This is a genomic window from Hanamia caeni (assembly GCF_003721595.1).
Lineage (GTDB): Bacteria > Bacteroidota > Bacteroidia > Chitinophagales > Chitinophagaceae > Ginsengibacter > Ginsengibacter caeni.
On the sequence record NZ_RJJR01000001.1, the window covers coordinates 24,627 to 39,151 of the forward strand.

The following is a 14,525-nucleotide window of genomic DNA, read 5'->3' on the forward strand; positions in this document are numbered from 1 at the left end:
AATTAAACAGTCACCGTATCTTTTGGAATTGCCTCATTTCTGAATACAACAGTGCCGTCAAATACATCCACCAGCACCGGTTTTGATTTATCAATACTTCCGCTCAATAATTTCTTACTCAATTCATTTACGATTCGCTTTTGTATCAGTCTTTTTAAAGGTCTTGCTCCAAACTGTGGGTCAAATCCGTTTTCTGCAAGAAATTCAAGAGCATAATCGGTAAATTGAAGAATGACTCCGTTTTTTGCCAACTGTTCTTTCAAATCATTTAATTGAATCCTGATAATTTCTCTTATATCATTTATCATCAATGGCTGGAACATGATTACTTCATCAATCCGGTTCAGGAATTCAGGCCTGATAGTTTGCCGTAACAGATCCAAAACCTGCACTTTTGTATTTTCAACCACTTCTTCTTTATTAGCTGGCGTTACATTTTCAAAAGCTGCCTGGATTAACTGGCTGCCCATATTGCTGGTCATAATGATGATGGTGTTTTTAAAATTTACCACGCGGCCTTTGTTATCGGTAAGCCGCCCGTCATCTAAAACCTGCAATAAAATATTGAATACATCCGGATGCGCTTTTTCAATTTCGTCTAAAAGAATCACGCTATAAGGTTTTCGTCTAACCGCCTCCGTTAGCTGCCCGCCTTCTTCATATCCCACATATCCCGGAGGGGCGCCTACAAGCCTGCTCACTGAATGTTTTTCCTGGTACTCACTCATATCTATCCGCGTCATCATGCTATCATCGTCAAATAAATATTGAGCTAAGGCTTTCGCCAGCTCGGTTTTACCTACACCCGTCGTACCGAGAAAAATAAATGAACCAATTGGCTTCCTTGGGTCGTGCAAACCTGCGCTGCTTCTGCGTACGGCATCAGCAACTGCTTCAATTGCCTCATCTTGCCCTACCACTCTTTTATGCAGCTCATCTTCCAGGTTCAACAATTTATCTTTTTCACTTTGCAGCATTTTATTTACAGGTATGCCCGTTGCCTTTGCCACGCTTTCTGCAATATCTTCTGCATCCACTTCCTCTTTTAATAAACGCTTTTCACTTATTTCTTCCAACTGAACAGTGTATTCAGCGATTAATTTTTCCTGGCTTTGTAGCTTGCCGTAGCGTATTTCAGCTACTTTTCCATAATCGCCTTCGCGCTCGGCTTTTTCAGCGGCCATTTTTAAATTTTCCATTTCGGCTTTGGCATTCTGTACTTTTTCTACCAATTCCTTTTCCTGTTGCCATTTGGCTTTAAAAGTGTCTCGTTCTACGGAAAGATTAGCAATCTCTGTATTTAATTCTTTCAGTTTGGCTTCATCTTTTTCTCTTTTGATAGCTTCTCTTTCTATCTCCAACTGCCGTATTTGCCGCTCAAGATTGTCAAGGCCCTCCGGCATGGAATTCATCTCCAGCCTCAGTTTGGCGGCGCTTTCATCTATAAGGTCAATCGCTTTGTCTGGCAAAAAGCGATCAGTGATGTACCGGTTGGATAATTCAACAGCCGCTATAATCGCTTCATCTTTTATACGAACATGATGGTGGGTCTCATAACGATCTTTAATGCCTCTCAAAATTGAAATAGCATCCTCCACGCTAGGCTCATCTACCATTACCTTTTGAAATCTTCTTTCAAGTGCTTTATCTTTTTCAAAGAATTTTTGATATTCGTTCAGGGTAGTTGCGCCAATGGCCCTTAGCTCACCACGCGCCAGCGCAGGTTTCAAAATATTTGCCGCATCCATCGCACCTTCGCCGCCGCCTGCGCCAACAAGCGTATGAATTTCATCGATGAATAAAACAATTTCGCCATTGCTTTCAGCCACTTCTTTAATTACGGCTTTGAGTCTTTCTTCAAACTCTCCTTTATATTTTGCGCCCGCAATCAACAAACCCATATCCAATGCATAAATAATTTTGGATTTAAGATTTTCAGGTACATCGCCGCTAATGATTCTGATGGCCAAACCTTCCACGATAGCAGTTTTACCTACGCCGGGCTCACCTACAAGAATCGGGTTGTTTTTCGTTCTTCTTGATAAAATATGAAGTGTCCTTCTGATCTCTTCATCACGCCCGATAACAGGATCCAGCTTATTACTCCTTGCTAATTCGTTTAAATTTTTTGCATATTTATTGAGTGCATTGAATTGTGTTTCGGAAGTTTGAGAGGATACTGTAGATCCCTTTTTCAAATCTTTGATCGCGGCAATTAGATCTTTTTCGGTAAGGCCTGCGTCTTTTAAAATTTTGGCCGCGTTATCATTTCCCTGCAAAATGGCCAACAATAAGTGCTCAACACTTACAAATTCATCACTAAATGTTTTGAGCGAAGCAGCCGCCCTTAACATCACATTATTCAAGTCGCGGCTAATCACCTGGGCAGGCTCGCCGCTTTGCGTTTTGGGTAGTTTTTTAATACTTTCATCAATTTTGCTTTCTACAAAATTGACATTCACATTATTTTTTTTCAATAAAAAATCTACAGGACTATCTTCATCAGAAAGCAAGGCTTTTAATAAATGCTCAGTTTCAATGTTCGGATTTCTCTCATTGAAAGCAAGCTGCTGTGCTTTTTGAAATATCTCCTGAGATTTTATAGTTAAGTTTCCTGGATTCATAATTTATATTTTACAATTTTCTTTTATCGCGCAAATTTTAATCCAACCTGAATAGTGGATATTATGTCGTGAATTTTGAACACAAACTGACGCAAATGCAGGCTGAATAAGTTATGTATGTAATTTTTTCAGTTTCATTATTTTAAAAGCCATAAGGTATTTTTGTAAACTGTATGATACCCAAATCAGCATATAAATATTTTGTAAAACAAACTGCGGCGCGGCTGGGATTTGATTATTGCGGAATAGCAAAAGCGGAAAAACTTAACGACGAGGCCAGGCGTTTGGAATCGTGGCTTAATAAGGGTTTTAATGGCAGTATGTCATACATGAATAATTATTTTGATTTACGGGTTGACCCGACAAGATTAGTTCCGGGCGCAAAATCTGTTATTACTTTATTGCTAAATTATTTTCCGGCCGAACAGCAAAAAACCGAAGCTCCGCGAGTTTCGAAATATGCGTATGGCAAAGATTACCATGAAGTGATAAAAGAAAAGCTCAAAAATTTTCTTACAACCGTGCAACAAAATATTGGGGAAATTAATGGACGTGGATTTACCGACAGCGCACCCGTATTAGAAAGAAGCTGGGCAGTAAAAAGCGGTCTGGGCTGGGTCGGGAGAAATGGAAATTTAATTACCAAAAACCAGGGCTCTTTTTTCTTTATTGCCACGTTAATTACTGATCTCGAACTGGAACCGGATGACCCGTTTGCGAAAGATTATTGCGGCACATGTACCAAATGCATTGATAGCTGCCCCACAGAGGCGATTCTTCCAAACAAAGTAATTGATGGCAGCAAGTGCATTTCTTATTTTACCATAGAGCTAAAAGATATGCTCATTCCCACGGATGTCAAAGGCAAATTTGAAAACAATATGTTTGGTTGTGATATTTGCCAGGATGTGTGCCCGTGGAACCGTTTTTCAAAGCCTACCAGGGAGGCTGAATTTACCCCACTGAATGAAGTGCTCAATTTTTCCAAAAATGACTGGGAAGAATTGACGGAAGAATCTTTCAAAATTATCTTCAGAAAGTCACCGCTAAAACGCTCAAAGTTTGAAGGCATAAAAAGAAATTTGAAGTTCCTGGATTCTTAAAAAGCAAAATAAAATCAGGGATATTTCTTTATTTGCTGGTTAATAAGATATGCGTGTATGCATGACCGTTATCAGAAAACCAATCCGGCTTTCAAAATCATTCTCCCAAATTTATAATCATATCGGCTGTAATCAACGGGGCACGTACCAACGGGGCATGGTGTTTTGATACCTATTTTATTTTGCAATTTTTTATAACTATGACCCAAACTAAATATCAAAGAAGAATATTTATTTAAAGAAAGCTGAAAACCTATTCCAAGGTCGGTGTAAATATCTCCGCTGAAATCATAAGTATTATAATAATAAACTTCTTTCCCCGGCTTATTTTTCATCGGAAAATTATACCCAAGATCTCCGTAAAAAAAAGCTTTTTTATCTTCTCCAAAATGCCACCTGGCGTCTGCAAATAATGGAAGTGTTTTGTAGCGATAATTATCTATCCCAACTCCTATTCCTGAAAACCAGTTTGAAAATTTAATTCCATTGATGGTCTGAAAAGCTGTATTCACGTGGTTTTCACCTCCAACTATTGCAAACTGGTTAACAGACTGGAAGCGAGCCTTTTTATTTTGGGCTGATAAAGAAGAAACCATCACCAAAGAAATTATTATAAGGAAGCTCAATTTTTTTCTCATGATTTACTCCTTGAAATTCCGATTTTACTAATCAAATGAATACTATTTGCATCAGAATAATCGTATTGATACAATCCATCTTTTGCAACCACCAAAGCAATATGATTATAAGCAATTACATCATACGTTTCGATGTTCGAAAATTGTTTTATTAGCTGCAAATCTGAAACATGAGCTGCATTATAAATTTTTAATCCATCGCTTCCATCGCAGATGAATAAAAGATCCCCGTCTTTTGATAAGCCATGTGGATTGGTAAACGGATAGGTTTTTACAAGTGTAGGATTGGTAAAGCTGTTTAATTGTAATACATCAAGTTGATTCGTATTTCCAAAACAGGCAGAACCTGTACGAAGCGTTACATAAGCATAATCATCATCAGCGATTACAGGGTCACAACTTTGCACATGAGAAAACTGGCCAACAAGAGAAGGATTATCTGCATTGCTGATATTGTAAACGAACATTCCATTTTGCGAGCCTATAAATAATTTATCCTTAAACGGGAAAATCGTTTCTATATTCCAGCTTCCTAAGTTTACTTTTTTGCTGTAAACCGGATCGTTGGGGATGCTGATGTTGAATACATTCAAATCGGAATTGGAAACGGTGTACAATCTTTTATCAACGATAGTGAAACGCGCCATGGATCCGCCTTTGCCAACGGGCGAACCGGAATTCTTGCTGCCAGATGATGAATAATTAATGGACACATCCATATAAGCTGTTTGCGGAACAACCAATTGTGGATCATCATTCAAATTCTCAGTTATGGTGGTATCTCTCTTAACCCAATCTGTAATTATTTTAGTAGAATCATTATAAAACCCGTTTCCGTAAGATCTAAACGGAAATACGCCTTCATTGTATTTTTTTACAGCTATATTGAGTGGATTGCTGATGTCAAGCGTTACCAAATCGGTATATAAATCGGCGTACAAAGTATTTCCTTTCAGCGCCAGATCGAGATTTCCGGGGATGTCGATAAACGCTAAATTACGCGGCGAAGCAGGATTACTGTTATCTATCACATGAATCCCCTTGTCAACTTCATTAAGAAAAATATAATTTCCAAGCAGCACTATTTTGCCCGGATTTACCACTTGCTGTGGCGAATTGCTTCTGATATTAGCTCTTACTTCTGCCGTAGTTTTATAAACCGGTAAATAATAGGAATAAGTATAGGTGCGTGTGATGTTATCTTTTACACAACCGTTTATGATAAAAGCAAAAGCCGAAAAGCTGATGATGGCAATAAAATTGTTGATAAATTTTTTCATAACAAATCATTTTTACGCTTGACCACTGAAAGTTGAAAAGCGTTGCATGGAAAAAATATTTTTTTCTGAAGAGATTATTGGGCTCCTATTGTGAAACGATTTTAATTTTTCATATAAATAATCCAATCCCAATCTGCAGGATTGCCAACGCCCACGCTGGGCGTGTATAAAAATATTTTCACTTTTTGATTTGGATTTGATTTTAAATACTCCCTCACTTTCACCAAATGTTGTATCGGCATCCAAACTATGCTGTAATCGTAAGTTTCATTGTGGAGATTAAATACATTTTCAAATCCATTTGCCGGATATATCACATCTGCGGTTAACACAGAATTAAATGCAGACGCGGGTTTCAAATCTGACGGAAAAGTCATCTTGCCTAAACCCATCCAGATAATGCTTCCGTCAAATAAGGGCTCGTCCAGTTCCCGGTAAACCAGTTTGATACTTCCAAAATCGCCGGGGGCGCGGTATTCAGTATCTATTGTAAATGATTGTGAGGAATTTTTAAAAGTAAATTCCTTACCACCTTCAAACTTATTGGTAGTGTAATCAACTTTCAGCATCAACACTTTATTCTCTGTTTGGCTTTCCTGTATTTTTTTCAGATCAACTTTTGAGCAAGATAAAAACAGTGTTAGCAGTGCGATTAACGGGATACTTCGTTCCATCTAATTTTTTTTTAAAATTGATTTTCTCATTGACCATTGCAATGGCAAAAGCGTTGCATAGAAAAAAAATTATTTTTTCCGGAACAGGATTTCTGTTTGTATTCCTATAAAACTAAAATGCTTTGCGCCATACAATCCTTTGTCAGAAATGCTTGTGGCACTATAATAAATATAAGGGCCGAATGCAACTGGCATTTTTTGCTGCCAAAAAAGTGTGAAAGATAATCCCGTATGCAATCCGATCTGTGTTTTATTAAATATTGAATTATCGCTGTAATATACTCCCGGATTTGATTTGAATTGCAGGGCATTGCTGCTTAGTAATTCGGAAAAATCTATTCCTGCATTCCAGAATACAGGCAACTTCTGATTTTTATTGATTTGTATGTTTACAGAAACCGGAATTTCCAGGTAGTGAAAATTATTTCTGTAAGTGTTTGAGCGGTTAGCGGCATTATTAAAATTATTTGCGGAATAATATTGGGAAGGCATAAGTATTGAGTCAATCTTTTTCCCCACTTTATTGGTAAATGAATAATATTTATAAGAAATCCCTACAGAAATTTTAGTTTTTGCAGAAATATCTTTCCTGGTTAATACTCCGGCCATAAATGCGGTTGAATTTTTTATGGGTGAGGGGTTATAATAATACGAAGAGCCGCCCCCGTTTGAAATTCCGCCGGAAGGCAAACCCGCGTTCAAATCCATAGCCGGATAACTTCTTTCTAAAATATTGCTCCCCAGCAATGAAGTTCCTGCTGAAATAGTAACACCAAAGTCCCAGCGTTTACCGGGTTTTTTGGCAGAATCTTTTTTTGGAGAAGTATTATTTTTTGTAATTAATTTTTGTATTGTTTTTCCTGATTTTAAATTAATTAAAAAACTATCAGTGTTGATGTGATTTTGAAAATTATTTGCTATGTTTTCACTTTCATTTTTGTTTTCTATTTCAGCATTTGTTGTCTTTCTAATCAATTTACTCAATGCAATTGGAAAATGTTGATTATTTCTTTGTTTACTGAAATCCTGATTAGGTTTTGAGGTGAGATCATCACTCATTCCTGGATTTATTTTACGCTTTTCTACAATTTTATTTTGCGAATTGGGTTTAAAATTTTTTGTTTTTCCGCTTGAAACACTTGTTGAATCAATATTTGCAAGATTACCTGATGCTATTTCAGGTTTTGCAAAAGAAGAATCCTGGTTATTTATTGCTTTACTATCTTTTTTAAATTGACTCATCTTGTGATTTTGTACATTATTTTTTGATGAATTCATTAACCAATAGCTCGCTGACAAAAGAAAGATGATTGACAAAAGAAACAGTAAAATAAATTTTTTGTCTTTTTCTTTTTTCCGAATCTGTTTTTCAACATTTGCCCATACAGAATCTGATGGAGGAATTTTTAATTCGTCCAGTTTGTGCTGCACATTTTTTTCAAAATTATTTTGTTCCATAATGGCCGCTTTGTTTTTTTAAAGAAAATTTTTCAATCCATTCGGTCAATATAATTCTTGCTCTTGCATATTGCGACCTGGATGTTCCTTCGCTGATACCGAGCATCGACGCTATTTCAGCATGTTTATAACCTTCCACAGCATGTAAATTGAAAATGGTTTGAAAGCCTGTTGGCAATTGCCTTATTAGTTCTGCCAGCTCCTTTGCATGAAGATTTACTTCAGGATTTTCGGTAGAAACTAAATGCAAAGGCATTTCATCAAAAGAAAGATCATAACGATATTTTTGATTGGTTTTTAAGAAATTCAGCGCTGTAGTAATCATTATTTTCCTGATCCATCCGCCTAATTCTCCTTCTCCTTTGAATTGATGTAATCTTGAAAAAACTTTTATAAACCCCTCCTGCAAAACCTCTTCGGCATCGCTCAAACTCTTGGTATATCTGAAACATACGGCGAGCATCAAAGGCGCAAAATGGCCATACAGCGTTTTTTGTGCTTCAGGCTTTCGTTTCAGGCATTCTTTAAGTAAGGTGTCCAAATCCATTTGTCTCACCTTGACAACTGTTTTCCCGTTTTCGTTGCATATCGGCAAACTTTTTTCTTTTTGAGTTCTTTTACGGGCAAAAAAAAATGCGATGTCCTATCGCATTTTTAAAATAAGTGTGAAGAAAATATTATTGAATCAAAGCTGCAATTTTATCAAGGGGTATCGAATTTGCAAAAGACATAACGGCATTTTCATCCATTCCATTTACAGTGATAGTAATTAACGCGCTCTTAAATGGAATTTGTAATTGGTAATTCGGTTTGCCGTTAGCATTGTCTCCCTGTTTTTCAAGACGTGACTTGTACCCCTGGATTTTTACAACTTTGGTAGTTGAATTTCTCATCATTCCCCCAACCAGCGGCATGTTCAAAAAGCTATTGAGGCTGGCAATAAGCGGTGAATTGCTGATAATTTCCACCTGGCTGCCTGTAGTATCGCCGTAAGAACGGTGAACGGTGGCTCCTACAAAACCTACATTTGCGGTAACCTGGTCGTCTTTTTCTACTGATGCCTGGTCATTCATTTTAGCAGGTAATAATTTTAAAACTTCTTTGCCGACAATCATATCAATTTCCTGGATCGCCTGTTCTAGTGAAAAGTGGGCATCAGCTAATTTACCCGCAGAATAGGAGCTTTTCGCATCAGCAATGTCTTTAGCAAAATCCTGCGCATTCACCGATACAGTAAAAGAAAGTATTAATATTAAAATTGAATATTTTTTCATAACAATTATTTTAAAGTGATTATTTTTCTCCCAATGTTTTCTTTATGTTTTCTATGCTAAATGCGTTTGCCGTATTCATAACTTCATCTTCATTTGCAAAATTGATACATTCCCACACCACCATGGAACTTTGGCCAACGGGTACAATCAGCGTATAACCTTTACTTTCGTCGTAACTGATAATGGCTTTGTTGCCCTGCACTTTTACCTGTTTCACATTTTGGTCTTTCCCATTGGATTCTACTGCATAGGCATTTCCAAAATAGGCATTCACAAGACCGGAATACAACATATTATTACCAATTGTGATAGTGCATTGCTTATCTTTTTTGTCAGAATAAACTCTTTGAATCGTCATATTGTTCCAGCCCCATTGCGTGCTCACTACTTTATCCTGTGTAGTGTCTTTATTCATGCCATCTACATTATCAGGAAGGGTTTTTAATAATTCGTGACCTAATTGGATTTCAATTCCCATAAGCGCCTGCTGAACAGAATACCTGGCATCGCTGTAGCTACTGGCTGTAAAGGATTTACTGGCATCATCTATCGCAGCATTCACATCAGGCGGTGCAGTGTTTTTTAATCCCGCTCCTCCTTTATTTACAGGCTTGTTGCTGCCCGATTGACTGGCGCTTTCGGACGAAGAGGATGCCGAATTCGGATTTTCCTGTGTTTCATTACCTGTTTTGCCTTCAATCGCTTTATTGACGGCGCTATTCGCTTTTTCTTTTAGCTTTTTTAATAACTGCCCGTTGCTTGTTGCAGGAACAGCCAAAATGAAACCACCGGCCAGCAAAAAAATTATTCTTTTCATTGGTTTAATACTTTTAAAAATTAATTTGGAAAATCTACAAGGCAGTTTTTAGATAGGATGGAAATTCAAGAGATAAAACTAACCAAATATTTATTTCAAACCAAAACCAAATTGGATAAATCTTCGACTTTTTGTGGATATATTTTTTGAATTTTATCGCGCCACATATCCTTTACTTTTGCGCAAAAAAAGAAATGTTTGAAATAGGCAGATTAAGCGAAAAAGATAAACAATTTATCTGGCATCCTTATACACATATCAATAGTACACCTGCGGCAATACCTATCGTGAAGGGCGAAAAGGCAATTTTATATGATGAAAAGGGCAATAAATATATTGATGGCATAAGCAGTTGGTGGGTCAATATTCATGGGCATGGAAATAAATATATTGCACGGAAAATATATGAACAGGCAAAGAAACTGGAACAGGTAATTTTCACGGCATTCACGCATGAGCCGGCTGTGGAGCTTGCTGAAAAATTGTTGAGTGTTTTGCCGGGAGATTTTTCAAAAATTTTTTATACAGATGACGGCTCTACCGCTACGGAAGTGGCCATTAAGCTTTCGCTTCAATATTGGAAAAATGTAGGAGATAATAAAAGAAAAAAAGTGCTCGCATTTCACAATTCCTATCATGGCGACACGTTTGGTGCGATGAGCGTAAGCGAACGTGGAGTTTATACGGCCGCATTTCAGGATAAATTGTTTGATGTGATTTTCATTGATACGCCTGATGGCGAAAACGTTGAATCTTTAAAAGCTGAGGTTGAAAAATATAAAAACGAATTCGCCTGTTTTATATACGAGCCTTTACTGCAGGGCGCAGAAGGAATGAAAATGTATAATGCAGATGGATTAAATAGCCTGCTGGTGTATTTGAAAAACGAAAAGATCATTTGTATCGCCGATGAAGTGCTTACCGGATTTTACCGGACAGGAAAATTTTTTGCAGGAGATTATCTGGAAACAAAAGCGGATATTATTTGTCTTAGCAAAGCGCTGACCGGCGGCACGATGGCGCTAGGCGTTACTGCCTGCACACAACAAATTTATGATGAATTTGTAAGTGATGATAAAACAAAAACCCTCTTTCACGGGCACTCATTCACGGCAAACCCGCTTGCCTGTGTAGCGGCTATTGCCAGTTTTGAATTGATTCAAAAAAAGGGATTTATAAAAGGTGTTGAAAATGTTATTTCGCATCATGAAAAATTTGGGGCGAAACTGCGCAAGCTGGAAAAGAAAAAATATATAAAAAATGTGCGCCAGATTGGAACCATTATCGCCTTTGAAATCTGCACGGCTGATCAAGATGATTACCTTAATAAGGTGAGCCAAAGTTTTTCACCATTTTGCCTGCGAAAGGGTGTGTACCTGCGCGCAATGGGCAACACCATTTATATAATGCCACCTTATTGCATCACATCGCGGGAATTAAAAAAAATATATTCGGTGGTAGTTGATTTTATTGAGTATCATTTAAAGGAAAATGCAGTTTGACCTTCAGCCGCTTTTCTTAGGTCTTCGAGCGCAGATTCATATTGAGCCCCTGAGAATTTATCAAATAAAATTCCCTGAACTCTTTTCCATGGATACCAGCCCATGTCGATATTAATATTCCAGGTAAGCTGATGTTCATTATTTGATTTTGGAATCAGCAGGAACTGATAAGTAACTTTTGTAGAAGAGGAAGATTGTACCCGGATATCAATTTGATTATTCGAAGTATCCATAAGATTTAATACAATTGCTGTCCCATTTTTGTTTTTTAAAGTGACAGAAGAAATATAATCCGCGGAGGCCTTATTTTTTACCACAGAAATGTTTTCATCTTTAAATGCGGGATACCAGTTTTTCCACTCATCGAAATTTACAATCTGCTTCATAATATTTTGCCGCGGGGCATTTATTTCTACTGATTTGGCAACAGTAACCCTGGAAGGCAAAAGAAATGCGAGCAATAAAATAATAATAAAAACGGCCAGTAAAAAAATAATAAATTTTGCGAATCCCATTTTATTCCCATTTAAAAACTTTAACAGCTATAATATAAACAATAATTCCCCATAAAAGTAGGATGCTTATTTCCCATCTTTCGTCCCACAAATTGTTTCCCTCAAAAGCCACGTCTCGTAAAGCATTGTTCAAATGAGTGAGCGGCATTGCCTGCGCTATTCCACGTAGCCATTTTGGAAAAACATCTATAGGAAAAAATGTGCCGCCAATTAAAAACTGGGGAAGGGTAATGATATTGGCAAATGGAGGTATCGTACTGTCGTTTTTGGCGAGGCCACTCACGATAAAGCCCATTCCCATAAATACCACAAGGCCGATAAAACTTAAAATGAGCAATTCAACGAATGTTTCAAATCCCCTTACCAAAGTAAAATCAAACAAATACCGGCCAGCAAGGATGATTACTATTGCTGTTAACATCTGGAATAAAACCCTGCTGAGCATTTCCCCCAAAATAATGTAGGTTCTGCTGATGGGCGTAGCAAAAAATCGTTTCAGTACGAGTGTATTCCGCAGGTTAAAAAACATAAATGCTACGCCAAAAACACCGGAAGCCAAAAGTGAAAAACCCAATTGCCCCGGCAAAATGAAATCAATGGTTTTGTATTTTCTAATGACAGCAATATCTCTCGGAAAATCAAAGTCAAAAGTTGCTATAGTTGGCCGGTTGGGATATTTTTCGTTGCTCAGTTTGTTGATGATACTTTCTACAAGGGCTTTAAACTGTGGCCATTGATTATTACTGGATGTAGTACTTTTTAAAGTAAAAATATAAGGTGGATTTTTAGATGAATCCTTTTGAATATTAATGACGCCTGCTATTTTGCCACCGTCTAAATCCTTTTCCAATGATTTATGATCCGGATATCTTTTTATGGTAACGCCGTTTGAATTTTCAATGGCTTTGTACAGCTCATTGGCGGTGTCAGCAGAATTATCAACCGCAATTTTATAGCTTGTAAATGCTCCGCCATTGCCCATAAATCCAAAAACAAGAATAAAAACAAATGGAAATGCAAAACCAAAAACAACCGAAGAAGGGCTTCTGAAAAGCGCGTGTAAGCTGGCTTTGGTTATTGCAAGCATTGCCCTGATCTGACTGTATGGTTTCATCAATATGAGAAATTTTATGGCGCAAAACTAACCGTGAAAAAATAAAAATTTAAAAAAACTTGAAACAAAAGACAAATGTCGTATATTTGGAGGACAAATGACGAGACTATGAAAAGTAAAAAATATAAAAATACCGCTATTAAGTCGGTAAAGGCCGAAGAACCTGAAGCTGCTTATTATCCATCGCAGCCAATCAAAATTTCGAGAGATATTTCCTTTAGTGATTTTAAAAAAATGGCGTCAAAGGTAGATTTTACGCAAAAAGAATGGGCAGATATTCTTCATATTTCAGAAAGAACATTACAACGATATGCCCATAATGATGGCTCTTTTAGCTCAGGCACCATCGACAGAATTTACCAGATAAATAAAGTTTTTCAACGTGGTAAAGAAGTGTTTGGAAGCTATCAAAAATTTAATCTGTGGCTTCGCGATAATCCCTATATGCTGGAAGGCCGTTTGTCCTTACATTCGCTCGCTAGTATTGAAGGCATCAATAACGTACTTACACAATTAGGAAGAATAGAACACGGAATTTTTGCATGATAGTTTACCGAATTACTAATGAAACCTACAAAAATGATATTTCCGGCAATGGAGCAGCGTTGTATGGATCCAGGTGGAACTCCAGGGGGCTTCCATTATTATATACTTCTCAATTTATTTCTTTAAGTATTTTAGAATCTTTAGTTCATTTGAAGAAAGGGGAAATTCCACCGACACAATATCTTTTGCATATTGAAATACCAGATGAGAATGAGGTGGCAGAAATATCCTATAAAAAGATAAAAAAAAATTGGGAACAGGAGCCTGATTATACACAGTGGTTGGGTGATCAGTTTTTACAAAATAAGCAAAACCTTGTTTTAAAAGTTCCTTCTGCAATTGTTCGGCAGGAAAGTAATTTTTTGCTAAATCCGCTTCATGCAAAGTTCAAAAAGATACGAATTGTTTTCTCTGAATTATTGCAACTTGATAAAAGGTTAAGTCAATATTAAAGTAATAAAATGAACAGATTATTTTTAATAACAGGTGGCAACATAGGTGATAGAAAAAAAAATTTGGAAACCGCCGCTGCATTAATTCAGAAACAAATTGGAAAAATTATACGCCTTTCTGCAATGTATGAAACGGAAGCATGGGGAATTACTAACCAGCCTGCATTTTATAACCAGGTATTGGAAATAGATACGCTGCTGTCTGCGCGTGAAGTTCTTCATTTGATCCTAAAAATTGAAGAAGAAATGGGAAGAAAAAGAACGATAAAAAATGCAGCCCGTATTATAGATATCGATATCTTGTTTTTTAATAATGAAATTATCAACGAACAGAATCTTATAATTCCTCATCCTGAAATAGCCAACAGAAGATTTGTGTTGTTGCCATTATTGGAATTGGATCCGACGAAGCTTCATCCTGTTTTAAATAAATCAATACGGGAATTACTTGCAGAAACAAAAGACAAATTGAAAGCGATTCCTGTTCAAACAGCAGCTACTTCAGATCAGTCAACAAGCAAATAGAAC

Annotated in this window: 15 protein-coding genes; 5 read left to right on the plus strand and 10 right to left on the minus strand. The window is 37.0% G+C overall.

The genetic code is table 11. From position 1 onward, the window contains the following. Positions 1-2: 2 nt before the first annotated feature. Positions 3-2,624 carry an ATP-dependent chaperone ClpB gene (gene clpB, locus EFY79_RS00075; RefSeq protein WP_123118632.1) on the minus strand — a complete coding sequence of 874 codons (2,622 nt, stop codon included), beginning with the start codon at positions 2,622-2,624 and terminating at the stop codon, positions 3-5. A 173-nt stretch (positions 2,625-2,797) separates the two neighbouring features. Here clpB and queG point away from each other — a divergent pair, with 173 nt between their 5' ends. Beyond that, the gene (gene queG, locus EFY79_RS00080; protein ID WP_123118633.1) at positions 2,798-3,727 is read left to right on the plus strand and encodes a tRNA epoxyqueuosine(34) reductase QueG; all 930 of its coding nucleotides are present in this window, start codon (positions 2,798-2,800) and stop codon (positions 3,725-3,727) included. Between the two features lie 71 nt (positions 3,728-3,798). Here the strand turns inward: queG and EFY79_RS00085 are convergent, their stop codons facing one another. The 7 genes from EFY79_RS00085 to EFY79_RS00115 all read right to left on the minus strand — a co-directional run bounded on the left by EFY79_RS00085 (position 3,799) and on the right by EFY79_RS00115 (position 9,868). Then, the gene (locus EFY79_RS00085; RefSeq protein WP_123118634.1) at positions 3,799-4,365 is read right to left on the minus strand and encodes a hypothetical protein; all 567 of its coding nucleotides are present in this window, start codon (positions 4,363-4,365) and stop codon (positions 3,799-3,801) included. After that, positions 4,362-5,645 carry an LVIVD repeat-containing protein gene (locus EFY79_RS00090; protein ID WP_123118635.1) on the minus strand — a complete coding sequence of 428 codons (1,284 nt, stop codon included), beginning with the start codon at positions 5,643-5,645 and terminating at the stop codon, positions 4,362-4,364. Before EFY79_RS00090 ends, EFY79_RS00085 begins: the two co-directional genes overlap by 4 nt. 101 nt (positions 5,646-5,746) lie before the next feature. After that, positions 5,747-6,319: a hypothetical protein gene (locus tag EFY79_RS00095; RefSeq protein ID WP_123118636.1), complete on the minus strand. Its 573-nt coding sequence runs from the start codon at positions 6,317-6,319 to the stop codon at positions 5,747-5,749. Positions 6,320-6,388: 69 nt separating this feature from the next. Then, positions 6,389-7,777, minus strand: a complete 1,389-nt coding sequence (locus EFY79_RS00100) for an outer membrane beta-barrel protein (RefSeq protein WP_123118637.1) — start codon at positions 7,775-7,777, stop codon at positions 6,389-6,391. Further along, on the minus strand, positions 7,764-8,324 hold the full coding sequence (locus EFY79_RS00105; RefSeq protein ID WP_123118638.1) for an RNA polymerase sigma factor: 561 nt from the start codon (positions 8,322-8,324) through the stop codon (positions 7,764-7,766). The genes EFY79_RS00100 and EFY79_RS00105 overlap by 14 nt, the downstream gene beginning before the upstream one ends. Before the next feature lie 130 nt (positions 8,325-8,454). Next, positions 8,455-9,051: a hypothetical protein gene (locus EFY79_RS00110; protein ID WP_123118639.1), complete on the minus strand. Its 597-nt coding sequence runs from the start codon at positions 9,049-9,051 to the stop codon at positions 8,455-8,457. Positions 9,052-9,070: 19 nt separating this feature from the next. Then, positions 9,071-9,868 (minus strand): hypothetical protein, encoded by a 798-nt coding sequence (locus EFY79_RS00115; protein WP_123118640.1) that lies wholly within the window; start codon positions 9,866-9,868, stop codon positions 9,071-9,073. 194 nt (positions 9,869-10,062) lie between these two features. Between EFY79_RS00115 and bioA the strand changes: the two genes are divergently transcribed. Then, a complete protein-coding gene (bioA, locus tag EFY79_RS00120; protein ID WP_123119202.1) occupies positions 10,063-11,370 on the plus strand; it encodes an adenosylmethionine--8-amino-7-oxononanoate transaminase in 1,308 nt (435 codons plus the stop codon). Here bioA and EFY79_RS00125 read toward each other — a convergent pair. Both EFY79_RS00125 and EFY79_RS00130 read right to left on the minus strand, forming a co-directional pair. After that, a complete protein-coding gene (locus tag EFY79_RS00125; RefSeq protein WP_123118641.1) occupies positions 11,346-11,885 on the minus strand; it encodes an SRPBCC family protein in 540 nt (179 codons plus the stop codon). The two genes, bioA and EFY79_RS00125, sit on opposite strands and share 25 nt — an antisense overlap. Before the next feature lies 1 nt (position 11,886). After that, complete coding sequence (locus EFY79_RS00130) at positions 11,887-12,999, minus strand: ABC transporter permease (protein WP_233577889.1); 1,113 nt, start codon at positions 12,997-12,999, stop codon at positions 11,887-11,889. Positions 13,000-13,107: 108 nt separating this feature from the next. Between EFY79_RS00130 and parS the strand changes: the two genes are divergently transcribed. The 3 genes from parS to folK are packed head-to-tail and all read left to right on the plus strand — an operon-like array spanning position 13,108 to position 14,522. After that, the gene (parS, locus tag EFY79_RS00135; RefSeq protein ID WP_158605107.1) at positions 13,108-13,545 is read left to right on the plus strand and encodes a type II RES/Xre toxin-antitoxin system antitoxin; all 438 of its coding nucleotides are present in this window, start codon (positions 13,108-13,110) and stop codon (positions 13,543-13,545) included. Then, positions 13,542-13,997: an RES family NAD+ phosphorylase gene (locus tag EFY79_RS00140; RefSeq protein WP_123118644.1), complete on the plus strand. Its 456-nt coding sequence runs from the start codon at positions 13,542-13,544 to the stop codon at positions 13,995-13,997. Before parS ends, EFY79_RS00140 begins: the two co-directional genes overlap by 4 nt. 9 nt (positions 13,998-14,006) lie before the next feature. Then, on the plus strand, positions 14,007-14,522 hold the full coding sequence (gene folK / locus EFY79_RS00145; protein WP_123118645.1) for a 2-amino-4-hydroxy-6-hydroxymethyldihydropteridine diphosphokinase: 516 nt from the start codon (positions 14,007-14,009) through the stop codon (positions 14,520-14,522). Positions 14,523-14,525 lie beyond the last annotated feature (3 nt).